Origin of the sequence: Arenimonas soli, assembly GCF_014643775.1 — a bacterium.
Lineage (GTDB): Bacteria > Pseudomonadota > Gammaproteobacteria > Xanthomonadales > Xanthomonadaceae > Arenimonas > Arenimonas soli.
This window is the reverse complement of the sequence record NZ_BMKC01000002.1, coordinates 83,360-102,822: the sequence shown is the minus strand read 5'-3', so window position 1 is coordinate 102,822 and position 19,463 is coordinate 83,360. Positions and strand designations below refer to the sequence as shown.

Sequence of the window (19,463 nt, the reverse complement as noted above, 5' to 3'; positions counted from 1 at the left end):
ACCAAGGCCGAAAACCGCCCCCGGCCCGCCGCCGCCGAACGGGTGAAGTCCGGCGGCCTCGGCGCCCGCCTGCGCGCCTGGCGCGAACAGCACCTGTATTCCCTGTTCTCCAGCCTCGGTCGCCTGCTGCAGCGGCCGGTGGCCACCAGCCTCACCGTCGGCGTGATGGCCGTCGCCATCGCCCTGCCGCTGGGCCTGGCCCTGGCGCTGGGCAACCTCGAGCGCTTTTCCGGCACCGTCAGTGAATCACGCGACATCGGCGTGTTCCTGGCCGCCGATGTCGAAGGTGAACGGGTCTCGGCGCTGTCGGAAGAACTGCGCGCCCGCCCCGACGTCACCGCGGTGGCGGTGCGCACGCCCGATGACGGCCTGGCCGAATTCCGCGAAATGAGCGACCTCGCCGGCGCCCTGGAGGTGCTCGAAGGCAATCCGCTGCCCTACGTGCTGGTGGTTTCGCCCGCCGGCGACGACGACGGCAGCGCCCTGGCCGATGCCCTGCGCGCCCTGCCCGAGGCCGAAGTGGTGCAGCACGACGCGCTGTGGCGCCAGCGCCTCACGGCCTGGCTGGCCTTCGGCGAACGGGTGGTGCAGGTGGTGGCCGTGCTGCTGGGCCTGGGCGTGCTGCTGGTGGTGGGCAATACCGTGCGGCTGGACATCGGCGCGCGCAGCGAGGAAATCGCCGTGCTGCAGCACCTGGGCGCCACCGACGGCTTTGTGCGCCGACCGTTCCTGTACCTGGGCGCCTGGTATGGCCTGGCTGCCGGCGGGCTGGCGCTGGTGCTGCTGGCCGTGGCCGGCTTCCTGCTGCAGGGCCGCCTGACCGCCCTGGTGGCCAGTTACGGCAGCCAGTTCGCCCTTTCCGGGCCGGGCTGGCGGGGCACCGCGGCCCTGCTCCTGGGCGCCGCGGCGATGGGGTGGCTGGGCGCGTGGCTCGCAACCGGGCATCATCTACGTCGGACCCGTCCTACGGACGTGTGACATGAGCAACCCGAGTTTCAAAAGCTTCGACACCACCAGCCCGCGCATCATGGTCGTGGACGGCTCCAAGGTCGTGCGCAAGATGATCGAAGGCGTCCTGCGCCAGCAGCTGCCCGACATGGAGTTCGTCGGCTGCGAAACCGGCGAGGAAGCCAAGGCCGCCCTGCAGGCCGGAGCGGTGAACCTGGTCACCATGGCCCTGCGCCTGCCCGACATGGACGGGCTCGATCTCGCCCGTTACCTGCGCGAGCACACGCCCCAGGCCTACATCCCGATCATCGTGGTGTCCGGCGACGTCCAGGAACGCCTGGAAAGCCGCTCGATCAGCGACGACGTCACCGACTATTTCGACAAGTCGCTGGGCTTCAACGCCCTGGCGGCCTTCATCAAGGGCTACGTGGCGCCCGAATCCGAGGCCGGCGGCGAAGTGCTGTACGTCGAGGACAGCCGCGTGGTCGCCATGGCGACCCGGCGCATGCTGGAAAAACACGGGCTCACCGTCACCCACGCCACCGGTGTCGAAGACGCCATCGCCCACCTGGAAACCGCCCGCGCCCAGGGCAAGGTGCCCGGCCCGGACGTGGTGCTGACCGACGTCTACCTCAAGGGCGAACTGACCGGCAAGGACCTGCTCAAGTCCATCCGCGAGGAATTCGGCTACGTGAAGGGCCTGCTGCCGGTGCTGGTGATGACCGGCGACGCCAACCCGGCCAACCAGAGCGACCTGCTGCGCGCCGGCGCCAACGACCTGGTGCAAAAGCCCATCGAGGAACGCCTGCTGGTGACCAAGCTGCTGTTCCAGCTGCGCGTCGGCCGCCTGCTGCGGGCCAAGCTCGGCAAGTAGGGTGGGCGAGGACCGCGTCCGCCTGGAGCCGGGCTGGAAGGCCCGGGTCGGCGATTACCTGCAGCGCCCCGACATGCAGGAACTGTCCGCCTTCCTGCGCCGGGAGAAGGCGGCCGGAAAGCACATCTTCCCGCCCGGCCCGCGCATCTTTTCCGCCCTCGACGCCACGCCCTTCGACCAGGTCAAGGTGGTCATCCTGGGCCAGGACCCCTACCACGGCGCCGGCCAGGCCCACGGCCTGTGTTTTTCGGTGCTGCCGGGCGTGCCGGTGCCGCCTTCGCTGGCCAACATCTACAAGGAAATCCAGGCCGACCAGGGCCATGCGCCGCCGGGCCACGGCTGCCTGCTGCCCTGGGCCCGCCAGGGCGTGCTGCTGCTCAACGCCGTGCTCACCGTCGAGGAAGGCCGGGCCGGCTCGCACCAGGGCAAGGGCTGGGAAGGTTTCACCGACGCCATCGTCCAGGCCCTGGACCGGGAAAAGGAAGGCCTGGTGTTCATGCTCTGGGGTGCCTACGCCCAGGCCAAGGGCAAGCTGCTGCAGGGCCGGCACTGCGTGCTGCGGGCCCCGCACCCCTCGCCGCTGTCGGCGCACCGGGGATTCCTGGGCTGCGGCCACTTCAGCAAGGCCAATCGCTGGCTGCAGGTCGGTGGCAAGGCGCCGGTGGACTGGTCGCTGCCGCCGCGGGCGGCGGTGGAGGCCCTGCTGGCGCAGGAGGTCCCGGCCAGCCCTTGAACCCGGCCCGGGCGACCCCAGATCAGCGGAACGGCCAGGGGAGAGGTCGTTCCATTCATGGAACGGACAGGGAACTTTGTGCCTCTTTAGCACTCTTATTGCCCGAGTGCTAAACTCCGACCCATGAAAGAGGATCGCATGACCACCACGGCCCTTATCGCAAACAACCTGCCGATTCCCAGCGCGCTGGGTTCGCTCGACGCCTACATCGCCGCGGTCAACCGCGTGCCGGTGCTGAGCGTCGAAGACGAACAGGCCCTGGCCCGCAGCTATCGCGATGACGAAGACCTCGACGCCGCCAAGGCGCTGGTGATGTCGCACCTGCGTTTCGTGGTGCACGTGGCCCGCGGTTACCAGGGTTATGGCCTGGGCATGGGCGACCTGATCCAGGAAGGCAACATCGGCCTGATGAAGGCGGTCAAGCGTTTCGACCCCGACCAGGGCGTGCGCCTGGTGTCCTTCGCCGTGCACTGGGTGCGCGCCGAGATGCACGAATTCATCCTGCGCAACTGGCGCATCGTCAAGGTCGCCACGACCAAGGCGCAGCGCAAGCTGTTCTTCAACCTGCGCAAGTCCAAGAAGCGCCTGGGCTGGATGAACGACGCCGAGGTCACCGCGGTGGCCAAGGACCTCAACGTGTCCAAGCGCGAAGTGCTGGAAATGGAATCGCGCCTGTCCGGCCGCGACATCGGCTTCGACGCGCCCGACAACGGCGACGACGACGGCCCGCCGTCGCCCGTGGCCTACCTGCGCGACAGCGGCGAAGACCCGGCGATGGCCTACGAACGCGAGTCGCACGAAGACGACCAGCTCGAACTGCTGCGCGAAGGCCTGTCCGGCCTGGACCAGCGTTCGCGCGACATCCTCAAGCGTCGTTTCCTGGGCGAGCCCAAGGCCACGCTGCAGGAACTGGCCGACGAATACGGCGTTTCCGCCGAACGCATCCGCCAGGTCGAGGCCAACGCGCTCAAGAAGATGCGGGCGCTGTTCGCGGCCTGACCGGTCCGCCACAGGCAGCACCACCGACGGCCCCGCGAGGGGCCGTCGTCGTTTCCGGCCTCATTCGTCCGGCGGCGGCCGGCCGACGATGATCCGGGCGTGGCGCTGGTAGGTCCAGTACGACCAGGCCCAGTTGGTCAGCACGATGATCCGGTTGCGGAAACCGATCAGGAAGAACAGGTGCGCCACCAGCCAGAACCACCAGGCCAGCAGGCCCGACAGTTTCAGGCGCCCGAAATGCACCACGGCGGCCATGCGGCCGATGGTGGCCAGGTTGCCGTAGTCGCGGTAGCGGAAGGGTTCGCCGGCAACCCCGCGCAAGCGGTCGCGGATGACGGCGGCGGCATGGGCGCCCATCTGTTTGGCCGCCGGGGCGACGCCGGGCACGGGTTTGCCGTCCTGCGTCACGCTGGCCAGGTCCCCGATCACCAGGACCTCAGGATGACCGGGCAAGGACAGGTCCGGTGCAACCAGCACACGCCCGGCGCGATCCGTCGGTGCGCCAAGCTGGCTGCCCAGCGGCGACGCCGCCACGCCGGCGGCCCACAGCACGGTGCGGCTGGCCAGGCGACGTCCCGCGAGCGTGATGCCTTCGGCGTCGATGGCCGTCACGGCGTCCCCCGTGTGCACCTGCACGCCCAGGCGCTGCAGCTGCTGGCGGGTTTTTTCCGACAGGTCCTCCGGCATGGCCGCCAGCACCCGCGGCCCGGCTTCGACCAGGTGGATGCGGGCGTCGCGGACTTCGGCGCGGCGGAATTCGCGCGGCAGCGTGTGGCGGGCGATCTCGGCCAGGGTGCCGGCCAGCTCGACGCCGGTCGGGCCACCGCCGATGACCACGAAGTTGAGCCAGGCCGCGCGCTGCAAGGGATCGTCCTCGCGCTCGGCGGCCTCGAAAGCCGACAGCACGCGGGTGCGGATCGCCAGCGCGTCGTCTAGGGTCTTCAGGCCCGGGGCGAACCCGGCCCATTCATCGTGGCCGAAATACGCGTGGGTGGAGCCGGTGGCGACCACCAGGTAGTCGTAGTGCAGCTGGCCCTGGGCCAAGGCGACCCGGCGGGCGTGGGGGTCGATCGCGCGGACCTCGTCCAGGCGGACGGTGGCGTTGGCCTGCTTGCGCAGGATGTGCCGCAGCGGCGCCGCGACGTCCGGTGCCGACAGGCCGGCGGTGGCCACCTGGTAGAGAAGGGGCTGGAAAAGATGGTGGTTGGTCCGGTCCACCAGGGTGATGCGCACCGGCGCCGCAGCCAGCGCACGCGTGGCCCACAGGCCGCCAAAGCCGCCGCCAAGCACGAGCACGTGCGGAAGTGTTCCGGCGTCGTCCGGCGAGTCGGCCCTGGGATCCATGGCCTATGGTGACCGCGAATGCCCGCTGGCGTCGAGCGCCCCGGGCCAGGCGTCAGTCGGTATCCACCAGCAGCCCGCGCTCGCGGGCGATGCGCGCCAGTTCGCCCGGATGCCGGGCGCCGAGCTTTTCCATCAGGTTGGCGCGGTGGCGGTAGAGCGTCTTGTCGCTGATGCCCAGCGCGGCCGCGACCACCTTGGGCGGCAGGCCGGACAGCAGTCCACGCAGGGTTTCGCGTTCGCGCTGCGTCAGTGCCGAGGCTTCGCCGTCGGCCCTGGGTGGCGCCAGGTCGGTGCTGAGCACGCGGTCGCCGTTCATCACGCGGCGCAGTCCTTCGATCAGCTCCTCGGCCGCGACCGCCTTGCTGAAATAGCCGGCGGCGCCGCGTTCGAGCGCGCGCACCACCAGCCCGGGGTCGTCGTGCATGCTCAGCACCACGCAGCGTGTCTGCGGGTAGGACTCATGCAGCTGCAGCAACAGCACCAGCCCGCTGGTCTCGCAGCCGAGGCTGAGGTCGACCAGGGCCAGGTCGGGTTGGTGTTCGCGAACCGCGGCCAGCGCATCGCTTGGCGTGCCGGCTTCGGCCACCACTTCGAAACCGTCCGCTTCCTCGAGCAGGCGGCGGAAGCCCTCGCGCACCATGGCGTGGTCGTCGATGAGCAGGATGCGTGGCATTCGTACAGTCTGGCAAAGCCGTCGCGTGCAACGGCGAGAAAATTTCCCAGCGGCGCCGATTCCGCGCCGTTAAGCTAGCGACGAATGCGGAACCGGAGCCCGACGCTGGATGCGGTTGAAAAGGCGCAGGCCTGGGCCTCGACGCGCCCGCGTTACTTGATGGCCGGTGTGCTGGGGGCCCTGTTGCTGGCGGCGTTGCTGCATGGGATCGCGGCGCTGGATTTTTACCACTGGGAACTCGGCACCGGTCTGCTGTTCATCACACTTTGGTGTTTTCCACGGCGCTGGTGGCCCTGGGCGCTGGGCGCGGCGATGGTTTCGCATCCGCATTCCGGTCCGCTGACTTCGGTGGCCGAGCCCTTGCTGGTGATGTCGGGCGTGTTCCTGCTGCAGGCCTGGGACGTGCGCCCGGGCGTCGGCGTCAGCCTGCGGCGCATAGGCCGCCTGCATGTGGTGGCGCTGGCCGCCGCCATGGGCACGGCCCTGGTCGAAGTGCTGGTGGCCGTGGGCGGCCCGGAATCGTGGCAACCGGACCTGCGGGAAATGGCCGGCGCGGCGCCGTTCGGCGACGCCAGCCGCGCCTCGCTACTGGGCAACCTGCTGCTGCGCCACCTGCTTTGCGACTTCATCGGCATCCTGCTGGTGGCGCCCTTTGCGGTCTGGCTCATGGCGCCTTCGCCGCTGCACTCGCCGCCGACGGTGGCGGTGTTGCTGCGTTCGGTCGCCGTCATGGGGCCGGTGGCCGGGCTTTACCTGTGGCTGGGCCTGGCGTTTCCCGGGTCCGAATTCGCCGAACTGTTCCGCCTTCTGCTGGTCGCCGCGGTGGTGGTTTTCACGCTCTGGCAGGGCTGGCGCGGCGCGGTGGCGGCGATGGTGCTGATCAGCGCCGCGGTGGCGCTGGAAGAAGCGCTGGGCAATCCGCGCATGAGTCCGATCGTGACCCAGGCCTACGTGGGCGTGGTCGGCGCGCTGACCCTGCTGTTCGGCGCCTCGGTCGACGATTTCCGGCGCCAGGCCGCCGACCTGGTGCGTGCGCGCCGGCAGGAACACCGCCTGCTCGATGAACTGCAGGACGCCGCGCTGCGCAACCTGCAGCTCGAGGAAAGCGAGCGCCAGCGACTGGCCCGGGAACTGCACGACGAGTTCGGCCAGAACCTGGCCGCACTGCAAACCCACCTCAAGCTGGCCGCACCGCACCTGGCCAGCGCCGGCCGGCCCGGCATGGCCGACCTGCTGCTTGAAATCACCCGCGCCATGCAGCGCAACATCGGCCGGGTGCTGGCCGACCTGCGGCCGGCGGGCCTGGAGCAGCTGGGCCTGTTCAGCGCCGTCGACCGCGGCAGCGTCCGTCGCCTGGCCCAGGACGCGGGGCTGCAGATGGATGTTCGCCTGGAGGGTGACGCCCGCCTGTTGGGCCAGCTCGACGGCACCCATGCCACGGCCATCTACCGCATGGCGCAGGAGGCGGTGACCAATATCGTGCGCCATGCCGACGCGCGCCGCTGCCAGCTGACGCTGCGCATCAGCCGGCGGCGCCGGGCGCTGTGGGTGTTCCTGGACATCCGTGACGACGGGTTGGGCCGGCTCGACCGCCTGCTGCCGGGCAACGGCATCACCGGCATGCGCGACCGCGTGCTGGCGCTCAACGGCGCGTTGTACCTGCACCAGCTTTCGCCGGGCCTGCGCCTGCACCTGATGGTGCGCCAGGAAGACGGCGCCCCGGGCACGGGAAGATGAGCGGTACCCGTCAGTAGAGGTCGGTCGGGTCGACGTCAAGCGACCAGCGCACGCGCCGCGCGGACTTGAGTGCCCGCAGGGCCGGCAGCCAGTCGCGCAGCGCGGCGTGCAGGGCGTTGCGCTGGCTGGCGTCCACCAGCAGCTGGCCGCGGGCCTTGCCGGCGCGGCGCGCCATGGGTGCCGGCATCGGCCCGTTCGCATGCACACCCTCGCGCGCTTCGAACGCCGCGTGGGCTTCGTGCAGGAATCCCTGCACGTCGGCCTCGGTGGTGGCTTCGGCGCGCAGCAGGGCCAGGTGGGCGTAGGGCGGGAAAGCGGCGGCCTCGCGTTCGGCCAGCTGCAGCGCGGCGACCGCGGGATAGCCGCCGTTGAGCAAGGTCCCCAGCAGCGGGTGGTCGGGATGGTGGGTTTGCAGCACCACTTCCCCGGGCAACCGGGCGCGGCCGGCGCGACCGGCCACCTGGATCAGCAACTGGGCGAGTTTTTCACCGGCGCGGAAATCGGCGCTGAACAGGCCCTCGTCCACGCCCACCACCGCCACCAGCGTGAGCCGCGGCAGGTCGTGGCCCTTGGCCAGGATCTGGGTGCCGACCAGGATGCCCGGCCCGTCGCCAAGGCGGGCCAGGTGCTTTTCCAGGGCATCGCGGCGGCGGGTGGTTTCCCGGTCCACGCGCACCAGGCAGGCCTCGGGGAAACGGGCGGCCAGGGCCTGTTCCAGGCGTTCGGTGCCGGCACCCTGCGGCTGCAGCGCCAGGCTGGCGCAGTCGGGGCAGGCATTGGGCGGCGTCGCGCGGGCGCCGCAGTGGTGGCAGACGAGCCGACGGCCGCCGGCGTGCACGGTCATGGCGGCGTCGCAGCGGGCGCAGTGTGCGCTCCAGCCGCAGTCGTGGCAGAGGAGCACCGGCGCGTAGCCGCGTCGGTTCTTGAACACCAGCGCCTGTTCGCCGCGCGCCAGGCAGGCACCCACGGCGTCGAGCAGGGCGTCGGACAGGCCGTCGCGCAACGGCCGCTTGCGCACGTCGAGGACACGCACCGCCGGTGGCCGTGCGCCGCCGGCACGTTCGCCCAGGCGCAGGTGCCGGTAGCGGCCGGAGAGGGCGTTGTGCAGCGATTCCAGCGACGGCGTGGCGCTGCCCAGCAGCACCGGCACGCCCAGCCTGCTGGCGCGCACCAGGGCCAGGTCGCGGGCGTGGTAGCGCACCCCGTCCTGCTGCTTGTAGGAGCCGTCGTGTTCTTCGTCCACGACCAGCAGGCCGGCCTCGGGCAGGGGACAGAAAACCGCCGAACGGGTACCGACCAGCACCCGTGCCCGGCCGCTGGCCATGTCGGCCCAGGCGCGCGCGCGCTCGCCATCGCCCAGGCCGGAGTGGAAAGCCAGCACCGGCACGCCCAGGCGCGCCCGGAACCGCGACAAGGTCTGCGGCGTCAGGCCGATTTCCGGTACCAGCACCAGGGCCTGGCGTCCGGCGGCCAGGCAGTCGCTGATGGCCTGCAGGTAAACCTCGGTCTTGCCGCTGCCGGTCACGCCCTCAAGCAGGACCGGGCGAAAACCTTCGCCGGTGCGCAGGGCGCTGATGGCGGCGGCCTGGCCGGGGGTGGGCCGGGGCGCCGCGATCGGGCGCGGCGGAACCACGCCCTCCATCACCACCCGTTCGGCCAGGCCCCGGTCGGCCAGGGCGCGCGCGGCGGTGCGCCAGCCGGGGGAACGCTGGTCTAGGTCGTCTTCGTCGCGCGGGGCCTCGCACAGTTCCTGCAGCAGGCGGCGGGGGCGGCCTTCCCGGCCGGGCCGGGCCGCCGCCTCGTGCCCGGCCGGCGTGGCGGCCCAGCCGTGCCGGCGGGTGTCGGGCAGGGGCTGGCCGGCGCGCAGGGCGGCGGGCAGGGCCGTGGCGATTACCTCGCCCAGCGGCGCGTGGTAGTACGCGGCGACCCAGCGCAGGCTGTCGAAGAGCTCGCCCCTGAGCAGCGGCGCGGTATCGAGGCGTTCGTGGGCGGCCTTGAGCGCGGCCGGGTCCCCGCTGGCGGGGCCGGTGCCCACCACCACGCCCACCTGCTCGCCACCGCCGCGCCCGAAGGGCACCCGCACCCGGCAGCCCAGCCAGTCGGGGCCGGCCGCCTGGCCGGCCGGCGGCAGGTAGTCGAACTCCCGCGGCAGCGGCACCGGCAGGGCGACGCGCAGGATGTCAGGGGGAAAAGGCATCCGCGAAGTCTAGCTTGCGACCGTGCCCCGACTGTGGGTCATGGAACAAACGAGACTTGCGACGCAATGCTGCCAAATGCATCACAAAGCACGGGTAAGCCACTGTTCAGAAAAACGAAACACCCTTATCCACATTTCTTGTGGATAAGTCTGTGGAAGGGAGCGCGGCCATCGCTGCGCACCCCCGTGCCAACGGCCCCCACGCTGGGTTGGCGATTTTTTAACCACGCTGACATATTCTTTTCAAATCAGTCGGTTAGCGCTGCCATGAATCGGTAACCAGGCGTCGCCGGGGTGTGAAGGCGTGGATTCACGGACGCCGGCTGCCGCTGTGCACAACGTTCCACGCCGGAAGCCGCGCCGGGCTTGGCTGAGCGCGAATTTCCCACATGTCAACCGATGTTTCGATGCGACCGCTGGCTAGAATAGGGGGTGATTTCCGACCCCCCGATGCCCACTTCCCCGACCCCTTCTCCGGCCCCCTCCCCGGCACTTGCGGCCTTCCTGCGCGGCATCGAGCGTCGCGCCTTCGTCTTTGCCCAGGTCCAGTCGGGACGCGACGACCAGGCCCTGGAATCGGTGGGGCGCGCCATGCGTGCCTTTCGGTCCGTTTCGGCCGTGACGCCACTGTCGGGCTGGCCGGCGGGCTTCTGGTCGCTGCTGCTGGCGCAACCGGAGCTCTCCGGTGGCCAGGCGCCCGAGCCCGAACTGTCGCACCTGGGTGCCGGGCCGCGGGCCGCGCTGCTGCTGCGCCTGGTTGGTGGCCTGGACTTCGCCCACGCCGCCCAGGTGCTGGGCGTGGCCGAACCGACGTATCGTTTCGCCCTGCAGCGCGCCTTGCAGCAGCTGGGCGAGGCCGGCGTCAGCTACGCCGCGCTGGGGCAGCTGCGCGAACGGTTGCACCGCCAGGTCAAGACACTGCCGGCCCAGCACGTCGAAGCCCTGTCCGGGCAACGCGGCCGGATCCTGCGCGACGAGGACGAACCGGTCCCGGCCCCGCCGCCGCCGCCGTCACCCTGGCCGCGGCGCGTGGTTTGGGCGTTGCTGGCCCTGCTTGCGATCGCCTTCGCGGCCACGTTCTGGAAACCGGCCCCGCCGCTGCTGCCCGGCGCCGTCCAGGACCTGCCCGCCGAGTCGCCGCCGCCCGAGGTGCCGGCCTCCGCGGATGCCGACCAGGTCATCCACCCGGCCTATGCGGCGCTGGCCCGGCCCGAAGATGCCGGCCTGGCGGCCGATCTCGCCTTCCTTAGCTGGCTGGCGGCCCGCGACGGCGCCCCGCCGGAAGCACATGCCCGCGCCGCCGCCGACGGGGCACCGATGCCCGCGCCCGCCGACCACGACCAGCCCGCCTTCCAGTCCCTGCCGGCCGGCCAGCGCGGCCTGCTGGCGCCCCTGGCAACGACCTGGCCGCGGCTTGATCCGGCCACCCGCCGCCAGCTGATCGGCCAGGCCAGCCACTGGCTGGCCCTGGACGGGCCCTCGCGCGAGTCGCTGCGCCAGCGCCTGGCCGAGTGGGACGACCTGCCGCCTGCCGACCGCGCCTCGCGTCGCGGCCACCTGGCCGCCTGGGCCAACCTGTCCGCGGACGAACAGGCCTGGGTGCGCGATACCGCCCGGGCCTACGTCGCCAGCACCGCCGCCGAACAGGCCGCGGCCCGCGAAGCCTTCGAGGCCCTGCCGGCGCAGGCACGCGAGCCGTGGTGGCTGGGCCCGGCCCTGGGTGAGTGGTTTTCGCCGGTGCAGCCGCTGTTCGCCTACGTGCCCCAGGACCAGCGACCGCCGCTGCTGGCCATGCTGCGGGCGCTGTCGCCGCAGGCGCGGGCGGACCTGGCGCTGCTGGCCCGGCGCCTGCCCGCGGCCGAGCGCGAGCGCCTGCGTCGCGCGCTGCTCGAAGCCCCCGCGGAAGATCGCGAAGCCCTAGTGCGCGACCGCCTGGCCCGCTAGCCGCGGGACCGCCTGGCTACATGTTCACCAGGCTGGCCAGCAGCGCGAAGGTGGCGCCGAAGCTGATCAGCACCAGGTAGCAGGTGCCCAGCACCCAGTACTTGAGGATCGTCATGATCCAGCCCTGGCCATAGACCCGCTTCTGCATCAGCAGCAGGTAGACCGGCATCCAGCACAGCAGCGCGATCTCCAGCCAGCCCAGGGGCCGCGACAGCCAGGCCCAGGCCGATGTCCACTCCGACAGCGCGTCCAGGATCACCACGATCAGCAGGCCGCCACACAGGAAGCTGTGGCTGTGCAGCGCGACGATCAGGTGCTCCATGTACAGGCGCTTCTTGAAGAAGTACATGATCTTGAGCAGCACCGCGAACAGCGGCAGCAGCACGAACAGCGTGGTCGGCACCATCGACAGGAACGCGTTCTTCAGCAGGTTCGGGTCTTCCTTGATTCGTTCGACGTTGTCTTCGGCGCGTCCGATCTGGGTATTGACCCAGGCATTGCCGGTGTCGCCCAGCCAGTCGATGACCAGCGGGTTTTCGGTCGGGTGCCAGGGTTTGCCGTTGAACGACATGGCGTCGTTCATGGCGATCGCCGGGCCAACGGTGACCGGCTTGCCGGCGGCCAGGGCGCCCTCGATCTCGCGGATGCGGTTGGCGGCCTCGCCCTTCACGGCTTCCTCGGCGACATCCATGCTGATGTCCAGGCCGAAGTCGACGCCGGGCACGCCGGTCTTTTCCGCGCGCGCCTCGTTGATTTCCGCCAGGGCCAGGTCGCGCAGGCGCTCGACCTCGGCGACGGTGATGGCCTGGCGCATGCTGGCCAACTGGCGGTCGTCGCCGGGCGCCGCGGCCTCCCCGGTCGTCGCGTCGGGGTCGGCACTGGCATCGGCATCCGAATCCGCGCCCCCACCTGCCGGCGTCCCGCCGGCCTGGTCACCGGCGACCGTCACGACCTGGCCCGCCGCCGCCTGCCCGTCGTCGAAGGCCGCATCGAAGCGCAGCTGCGCCGCGAAAAAAGCGAACAGGCTCAGGAACACGAACAACCGCACCGGGCTGACGTAGCGCACCCGCCGGCCGGCGAAATATTCCAGGCTCAGGTAGCCCGGCTTGAACAGCAGTGGGCCGAGCGTGCGCAGGATGCGCGAATCGAGCTCGAACACCGAATCCATGAAGTCGCCGATGATCGAGCTGAAGTGCCGCACCAGCCCCTTGGTCGGCTGCCCGCAGGCGTAACAATGCTCGCCGAGTAGTTCCGCGCCGCAGTTGGCGCAGGGGCGCCGGGTTTCGGCGGCGGTGGGCGGGTTCGGGCTGGATTGAACGTTCATCACTGGCTCCGGCAGGGCTGTGGCTAATATAGCGGGCCGCCGTCCCGGCCGGACCCCACCGTGAACCCATGAGCGTTTCCGAAAGCCGCCTTGCCCGTTTGCTGCGGGAAATGCGGGTCAGCTTCGTGCTTGCCCTGCCCCTGGTGCTCAGCCAGCTCTCGTCGATGGCGATGAACATCGTCGACACGGTGCTGGCCGGCCGCCACGGGCCGGTGACGCTTGCGGCCGTCGGCGTCGGCAGCGCGGTGTGGTCGGTGGTGATCCTGATCAGCATCGGCGTGCTGATGGCGGTGCCGCCGACGGTGTCGCAGCTCAACGGCGCCGGCCGCCGCGCCGACATCGGGCCGGTGTTCCGGCAGGCGCTGTGGCTGGCGCTGGCCTTGGGCCTGGCGCTGATCTTCGTGGTGCGCGCGGGCGCGGTGGCCCTGGAACCGATGGGCATCACCGCCGAAACGCGGCCCGAGGCCGTGGCCTTCCTGCGCGCGATCAGCTGGGGTGCGCCGGGCCTGGCCCTGTTCTTCTGCCTGCGCAACCTCAGCGAAGGCGTGGCCTGGACGCTGCCGTCGATGGTGTTCGGACTGGTCGGCCTGGCGCTGCTGGTGCCGCTGGGCTGGGGCCTGATGTTCAGCGCCGGACTGGGCGCCGCCGGCCTGGGCTATGCGGTGGCGATCGTGTTGTGGTGCCAGGCGGCCTCCATGGCGGTGTACCTGTGGCGGGCGCCGCGGTTCGCCGACCTCGGCTTGTTCACGCGCTTCGACCCACCCAGCTGGCCGCCGATCCGCGCGCTGCTGAAGCTGGGCCTGCCCATGGGCGTTTCGGTGTTCATGGAGGGCAGCCTGTTCGTGGCCACGGCGCTGCTGGTGGGCACCCTGGGCACCACCCAGATGGCCGCGCACCAGATCGCCATCCTGATGGCCAGCCTGTGTTTCATGGTGCCGCTGGGCGTGGCGATGGCCACCACGGTGCGCGTGGGGCACGCGGTCGGTGCCGGCGACCTGCCGGGCGTGCGCTGGTCGGCGGCCGCCGGTTTCAGCCTGGCGATGATCGCCCAGACCCTGTCGGCCCTGCTGCTGGTGGTGGGCGCCAGCTGGCTGGCGGCGCTGTTCACTTCCGACCCGGCGGTCATCGCGCTGGCCAGCCTGCTGATGGCCTATGCCGCGGTCTTCCAGTACCCCGACGGCCTGCAGGCGCTGTCGGCCGGCTCCCTGCGCGGCCTCAAGGACACCCGGGTGCCGATGTTCATCACCGTGCTGGCGTACTGGGGATTCGGGCTGCCGCTGGGGGCCTGGCTGGGCATCTCCCAGGGCCAGGGCGCGCCAGGCCTCTGGACCGGCCTGATCCTGGGCCTGGGCGTGGCCGCGACCCTGTTGGGCTGGCGCTTCTGGCGCATGGCGCACCGGCCCCTGCCGTCGGTACACGTGACCTGAGGCTTATGCGCCTTCACGGCGGGCTGGTTATGCTGGCGCCTGGATTCATTGGAGCCACCCCATGTCTGATTCGAAGCCGGGCCCGATCCGGCGCTTTTTTGTCGGGATCTGGAACGCCCTGAACTTCACCCGCCGGCTGGTGTTCAACCTGCTGTTCGTGCTCGTGTTGGTGTTCTTCATCGTGGTGTTGTTCTCGGGCCCCGGCATCAAGCCGGTGGCCAAGCAGAGCGCGCTGGTGATGAACCTCTCGGGTGCCCTGGTCGAACAATACGGTGCCCATCCGGTGGACCGCGTGCTCAACCAGGCCATGGGCCAGGGCCGCGCCGAGGTGCAGCTGCGCGACGTGCTGCGCGCCATCAAGCTGGCCAAGGACGACAAGCGCATCGACCGCATCGTGCTGCTGACCGACGGCTTCAGCGCCAGCGGTTTCGCCGCCATGCGCGACGTCGCCGCCGCGCTGCGCGACTTCCGCGCCAGCGGCAAGCAGGTCGTCGCCTACGGCACCGGCATGGACCAGATGGGCTATTACCTGGCCGCGCACGCCGACGAGGTCTACATGGACCCGCAGGGCGGCGTGCTGCTCGAGGGCCTGGGTCGCTACCGCATGTACTACCGCGAAGGCCTGCAGGACAAGCTGGGCGTGGACGTGCACCTGTTCAAGGTGGGCGAATACAAGTCGGCCGCCGAACCCTACGTGCTCGACGCTGCGTCGCCCGAGGCCAAGGAAGCCGACCTGTACTGGATGAACGACCTCTGGGACCGCTACATCGCCGACATCGCGGCGGCGCGCGGCCTGGAGCCGTCGGCCATCGACGCGATGATCGCGCAGCTGCCCCAGCGCGTGCAGGCGGTGGAAGGTGACCTGGGCAAGCTGGCCGTGGAGGAAAAGCTGGTCGACGGCCTGCGCACCCGCCACGAAATGCGGGAAATGCTCGTCGCCCGCGGCGCCCTGGACGAAGAAGAAAACACCTTCCAGCAGGTGGACATGCGCAGCTACCTGCGCCAGCAGTCCCTGCAGCACCTGTCGCTGGACACCGGCCCGCAGGTCGCGGTGGTGGTGGCCCAGGGGCCGATCACCGACGGCGAGCAGGCGCCGGGCACCATCGGCGGCGAGTCCACCTCGGAGCTGCTGCGCCTGGCCCGCGAGGATGAAAACGTCAAGGCCGTGCTGCTGCGCGTGGACTCCCCGGGCGGTGGCGTGTTCCCGTCCGAACAGATCCGCCGCGAAGTCGAGCTGATCCAGGCCGAGGGCAAGCCGGTCGTGGTGTCCATGGGCAACGTGGCCGCCTCCGGTGGTTACTGGATCTCGATGAACGCCGACAGGATATACGCCGACGAATCCACCATCACCGGTTCGATCGGCATCTTCGGCCTGTGGATGACCGCGCCGCGCGTGCTCGACAAGCTGGGCGTGAACACCGACGGCGTCGGCACGACCGAACTCGCCGGTGCCTTCGACCCGACCCGCCCGATGGACCCGAACGTCGGCATCATCATCCAGTCGGTCATCAACAAGGGCTATGCCGACTTCATCGGCAAGGTCGCCGACGCCCGCGAAAGCACGCCGGCGCAGATCGACGTGCATGCCCGTGGTCGCGTGTGGTCCGGCGCCCAGGCCAAGGAACGTGGCCTGGTGGACGAACTCGGTGGCCTCGAAGCCGCCCTGGCCGAGGCCGCGAAGCTGGCCAAGCTCGAGGAAGGCAAATACCGCGTGCGTTACGTCGAAAAGCCGCTGACGCCGTTCGAGAAGTTCCTGGTCGACGTGGGTGGCCAGGCGCGTTTCCAGGGCGCCATGCGCCTGCTGGCGCCGGCCGCGCTGGGCCTGGACCGCGAAACCGCGGCGCGCATCGGCGACGAGCTGGGCTGGCTGGAAAGCCAGTCGCGTTCACCGTACCGCGCGGTGGCCCACTGCCTGTGCGATCTCTGACGCCGGTCGGAAACAGGGCTTGAACGCGGACGCCCGGGCTTGCCCGGGCGTCTTCGTTTTCAGTCGCCGGCGGCTTCCAGCGCCTCGTCGCGCTCGGCGGCGTCGTCGTGCAGCGTCACTTCCACCGACTGCGCCTTTTCCAGCGGCGCCTGCATGGCGTCGCGCAGTTCGGTGTGTGCTTCGGCGGTGGCCGTCTGCGGCTCCGGCGGGTCCGGCGTGGGCGTCGGCGCGGGATCGGTGCAGCCGCACAGGGCCAGCCCGGCGGCCAGGGTGAACGTCAGCTTGGTCAGGTCGCGCATGGTTTCCTCCTCGGGGTCCCTGGCCGCTATCCTAAGCCCCGGCGACGAGGAGATGGCCATGGGCACGAACCGCTGGCGTTTGGACGGGCAGGTGGCGCTGGTCACCGGTGCGAGTGCCGGCATCGGCAGGGCGATCGCCGCCGAGCTGATCGAGCTGGGCGCCGACGTGCTGATCGTCGCACGCGACCAGGACGGCCTGGACGTCGCCGTGGACGAGCTCGAGGACCAGTTCCCCGACGCCGAGGTGCGCGCCTTCGCCGCCGACGTCTCGGACACCGAACAGCGCCGCGAAGTCTTCGACTGGGTCGAGGACCTGGGCGACGGCCTGCAGATCCTGGTCAACAACGCCGGCACCAACGCCAGCAAGCCGACCATGGACTACGCCGACGACGAGTGGCGGGACATCTTCGAAACCAACCTGTTCTCGGCCTTCGAGCTCAGCCGCTTCGCCTTTCCGTTGCTCAGCCAACACGCGACCTCGTCGATCGTGAACGTCGGATCGGTGTCCGGCCTGACGCACGTGCGCACCGGTTCGCCCTACGGCATGTCCAAGGCGGCCCTGCACCAGCTGACGAAAAACCTGGCCTGCGAGTGGGCCGAGGACGGCGTGCGCGTGAACGCCGTCGCGCCCTGGTACATCCGCACCCGCCGCACGTCGGTCAAGCTCGCCAACCCGGACTACCTGGACGAAGTGCTGGACCGCACGCCCATGGGCCGCATCGGTGAGCCCGAGGAAGTGGCCGCCGCGGTGGCGTTCCTGTGCCTGCCCGCCGCCAGCTACGTCACCGGCGAATGCATCGCCGTCGACGGCGGCTTCCTGCGCTACGGCTTCTAGCGGCAGCTTTCGCGAACGATCTGCGTCAGCCGTTCGACCTCCGACTTGCGGTAGGCCGCCGTGTCGCTGAATGCATGCAGCGCATCCGACTTCGCCTGGTCGAGCTTGCGCTTGAACACCTGGCAGGCCGAAGCGTCGTCCAGGCGCACGCACGAGTCCTCCACCCAGCGACACACGGACCCGTAGGCGCCGGCGTCGTAGCCGAGCACGGCCAGCGGCACGCAGCGTGGATTGGGGTCGTAGTTTTCGCTGAAGCGGGCCTCGCCGTCGTAAGCCGTGCACTGGTAGAGCGGGGGCGGCGGGTAATACGCCGGTGCCGGCGTGGGCGCCGGTTGGGCCGGCGGCGGTGCCGGCGGCGGCGCAGGCGCGGCAGGCCGGGGCGGCGGGTCCTTGGGCTTCACCATGCTGCGCTGCTGCTGGGTCTGGCCCGTGGGGCAGGGTTCGTCCTGCAGCATCACCCGGCCCTGGCCGTCGGTGCAGCGGTAAACGGTGATGTCCTGCCCGCCGGCCGGGCCGACGATGGCCAGCAAAATGGCTAAGCTTGGCCAGCCGGGTCTGCGCATGCCTGCATTCTCCGCCGCCCGCGCCCTTCCTACCAGTCCAGGCCCGCCATGACCCGACCGCTGCGCTGTATTGCCCTGCTCGCCGCCCTCCTGTCCGCACCGCTGGCCCAGGCCGCCATCCCGGCGGCGCCCGACCGCGACGAAGGCGAGGGCCCCTGGCCGCAGCTGATCCTGCGCGGGGCCACGGTCATCACCGGCACCGGCTCGCCGGCCTATGGGCCGGTGGACATCGTCATCGAAGGCGACCGCATCACCCGCGTGCAGATCGTCGGCAGCGCCAACGCGCCGATCGACCCCGCCAACCGGCCGGCGCTGAAGCAGGGCGGCCGCGAGATCGACCTCAGCGGCCACTACGTGATGCCGGGCATCGTTGACATGCACGGCCACATCGGCGGCGACGAGCAGGGCGTGACCGCCGAGTACGTCTACAAACTCTGGCTGGCGCACGGCATCACCAGCGTGCGCGACCCGGGCTGCGGCAACGGCATCGCCTGGTGCGCCTCGGAGGCGAAGCGCAGCGCCGCCAATGCCATCACCGCGCCGCGCATCTTCCCCTACGCCTTCTTCGGCCAGGGCCACGATGGCCCGATCACCTCGCCCGAACAGGCGCGCCAGTGGGTGCGCAGCATGAAGGCCAAGGGTGCGCTGGGCATGAAGTGTTTCGGTTACCGCCCCGACATCCTGGCAGCCGCCTTCGACGAACTGCGCAAGCAGGGCATGGGCAGCGCCTGCCACCACGCCCAGCTCGACGTCGCCCGCGTCAACGTACTGACCACCGCGCGCTGGGGCCTGGGCACGATGGAACACTGGTACGGCCTGCCCGAGGCGCTGTTCGACGGCCAGACCGTGCAGCAGTACCCGGCCGACTACAACTACATGGACGAACAGCACCGCTTCGGCGAGGCCGGCCGGCTGTGGGCGCAGGCCTCGGAGAAGGGCAGCGAGCGCTACGAGGCGGTCATCGGCGAGCTGCTGGAACTGGACTTCACGCTCGACCCCACCTTCACGATCTACCAGGCCACCCGCGACCTGATGCGCGCGCGCACCGCCGAATGGCACGCCCAATACACGCATCCGGCGCTGTGGGATTTCTTCACGCCCAGCCGGCACAACCACGGCAGCTTCTTCTTCGACTGGGGCAGCGAGCAGGAAACCGACTGGAAGCACAACTACCAGCGCTGGATGGCCTTCGTGAACGACTACAAGAACCGCGGCGGCCGGGTCACCGTCGGCAGCGACTCGGGCTATATCTACAAGACCTACGGCTTTGGCACCATCGAAGAACTCGAGCTGCTGCGCGAAGCCGGTTTCCACCCGCTGGAAGTAATGCGCGCCGCCACGCTGTCGGGCGCCGAAGCCCTGGGTGCGCAGGACCGCATCGGTTCGGTCGAAGCGGGCAAGCTGGCCGACCTGGTGGTGCTGTCGGAAAACCCGCTGGCCAACCTGAAGGTGCTCTACGGCACCGGCCACATCCGCCTGGGCGAAAACGGCGAACCGACCCGCGTGGGCGGCGTGCGCTACACCATCAAGGACGGCATCGTGTACGACGCCCCGGCGCTGCTGCGCGACGTGCGGGCCATCGTTGCCGGCGAAAAGGCCAAACGCGGGATCCAGGCCCTGCCCCAGCCGGGCGGCTGAC

General features: G+C 70.4%; 16 protein-coding genes. 10 read left to right on the top strand and 6 right to left on the bottom strand.

Features of this window, described 5'->3' with window-relative positions; translation table 11 throughout:
* The first annotated feature begins 42 nt into the window (after positions 1-42).
* The 4 genes from ftsX (at position 43) to rpoH (ending at position 3,554) form a co-directional block, all read left to right on the top strand.
* Positions 43-978, top strand: coding sequence for a permease-like cell division protein FtsX (gene ftsX / locus IEX13_RS08620; RefSeq protein WP_229668516.1), 936 nt, complete (start codon positions 43-45; stop codon positions 976-978).
* Between the two features lies 1 nt (position 979).
* Positions 980-1,822, top strand: coding sequence for a response regulator (locus IEX13_RS08615; protein WP_188663249.1), 843 nt, complete (start codon positions 980-982; stop codon positions 1,820-1,822).
* Between the two features lies 1 nt (position 1,823).
* Positions 1,824-2,555, top strand: a complete 732-nt coding sequence (gene ung, locus IEX13_RS08610) for a uracil-DNA glycosylase (RefSeq protein WP_188663247.1) — start codon at positions 1,824-1,826, stop codon at positions 2,553-2,555.
* Between the two features lie 123 nt (positions 2,556-2,678).
* Complete coding sequence (rpoH, locus tag IEX13_RS08605) at positions 2,679-3,554, top strand: RNA polymerase sigma factor RpoH (RefSeq protein ID WP_188663245.1); 876 nt, start codon at positions 2,679-2,681, stop codon at positions 3,552-3,554.
* A 60-nt stretch (positions 3,555-3,614) separates the two neighbouring features.
* On the opposite strand, the gene IEX13_RS08600 is transcribed toward rpoH, so the two are convergent.
* Positions 3,615-4,898, bottom strand: a complete 1,284-nt coding sequence (locus IEX13_RS08600) for an NAD(P)/FAD-dependent oxidoreductase (RefSeq protein WP_188663243.1) — start codon at positions 4,896-4,898, stop codon at positions 3,615-3,617.
* A gap of 52 nt (positions 4,899-4,950) precedes the next feature.
* Positions 4,951-5,571 carry a response regulator transcription factor gene (locus IEX13_RS08595; protein ID WP_188663240.1) on the bottom strand — a complete coding sequence of 207 codons (621 nt, stop codon included), beginning with the start codon at positions 5,569-5,571 and terminating at the stop codon, positions 4,951-4,953.
* A gap of 159 nt (positions 5,572-5,730) precedes the next feature.
* Here IEX13_RS08595 and IEX13_RS08590 point away from each other — a divergent pair, with 159 nt between their 5' ends.
* The gene (locus IEX13_RS08590; RefSeq protein ID WP_188663238.1) at positions 5,731-7,308 is read left to right on the top strand and encodes a histidine kinase; all 1,578 of its coding nucleotides are present in this window, start codon (positions 5,731-5,733) and stop codon (positions 7,306-7,308) included.
* 10 nt (positions 7,309-7,318) lie between these two features.
* Here the strand turns inward: IEX13_RS08590 and IEX13_RS08585 are convergent, their stop codons facing one another.
* Entirely contained in the window at positions 7,319-9,505 is a 2,187-nt protein-coding gene (locus IEX13_RS08585; protein WP_188663237.1) for a primosomal protein N', read from the bottom strand.
* A gap of 450 nt (positions 9,506-9,955) precedes the next feature.
* Between IEX13_RS08585 and IEX13_RS08580 the strand changes: the two genes are divergently transcribed.
* On the top strand, positions 9,956-11,449 hold the full coding sequence (locus IEX13_RS08580; protein WP_188663235.1) for a DUF3106 domain-containing protein: 1,494 nt from the start codon (positions 9,956-9,958) through the stop codon (positions 11,447-11,449).
* Positions 11,450-11,465: 16 nt separating this feature from the next.
* Here the strand turns inward: IEX13_RS08580 and IEX13_RS08575 are convergent, their stop codons facing one another.
* A complete protein-coding gene (locus IEX13_RS08575) occupies positions 11,466-12,773 on the bottom strand; it encodes a DUF3667 domain-containing protein (RefSeq protein WP_188663233.1) in 1,308 nt (435 codons plus the stop codon).
* A gap of 68 nt (positions 12,774-12,841) precedes the next feature.
* On the opposite strand from IEX13_RS08575, the gene IEX13_RS08570 reads away from it, so the two are divergent.
* A complete protein-coding gene (locus IEX13_RS08570) occupies positions 12,842-14,200 on the top strand; it encodes an MATE family efflux transporter (protein WP_188663232.1) in 1,359 nt (452 codons plus the stop codon).
* Positions 14,201-14,261: 61 nt separating this feature from the next.
* Positions 14,262-16,127: a signal peptide peptidase SppA gene (gene sppA / locus IEX13_RS08565; RefSeq protein ID WP_188663230.1), complete on the top strand. Its 1,866-nt coding sequence runs from the start codon at positions 14,262-14,264 to the stop codon at positions 16,125-16,127.
* A gap of 59 nt (positions 16,128-16,186) precedes the next feature.
* Here the strand turns inward: sppA and IEX13_RS08560 are convergent, their stop codons facing one another.
* Positions 16,187-16,426 carry a hypothetical protein gene (locus IEX13_RS08560; RefSeq protein WP_188663228.1) on the bottom strand — a complete coding sequence of 80 codons (240 nt, stop codon included), beginning with the start codon at positions 16,424-16,426 and terminating at the stop codon, positions 16,187-16,189.
* A gap of 58 nt (positions 16,427-16,484) precedes the next feature.
* Between IEX13_RS08560 and IEX13_RS08555 the strand changes: the two genes are divergently transcribed.
* Positions 16,485-17,261, top strand: a complete 777-nt coding sequence (locus IEX13_RS08555) for an SDR family oxidoreductase (RefSeq protein ID WP_188663226.1) — start codon at positions 16,485-16,487, stop codon at positions 17,259-17,261.
* Here IEX13_RS08555 and IEX13_RS08550 read toward each other — a convergent pair.
* Positions 17,258-17,824 (bottom strand): DUF4124 domain-containing protein, encoded by a 567-nt coding sequence (locus IEX13_RS08550; RefSeq protein WP_188663224.1) that lies wholly within the window; start codon positions 17,822-17,824, stop codon positions 17,258-17,260. The genes IEX13_RS08555 and IEX13_RS08550 overlap by 4 nt on opposite strands.
* Before the next feature lie 48 nt (positions 17,825-17,872).
* Here IEX13_RS08550 and IEX13_RS08545 point away from each other — a divergent pair, with 48 nt between their 5' ends.
* Complete coding sequence (locus IEX13_RS08545; RefSeq protein ID WP_188663222.1) at positions 17,873-19,462, top strand: amidohydrolase family protein; 1,590 nt, start codon at positions 17,873-17,875, stop codon at positions 19,460-19,462.
* The last annotated feature ends 1 nt before the right edge of the window (position 19,463 follow it).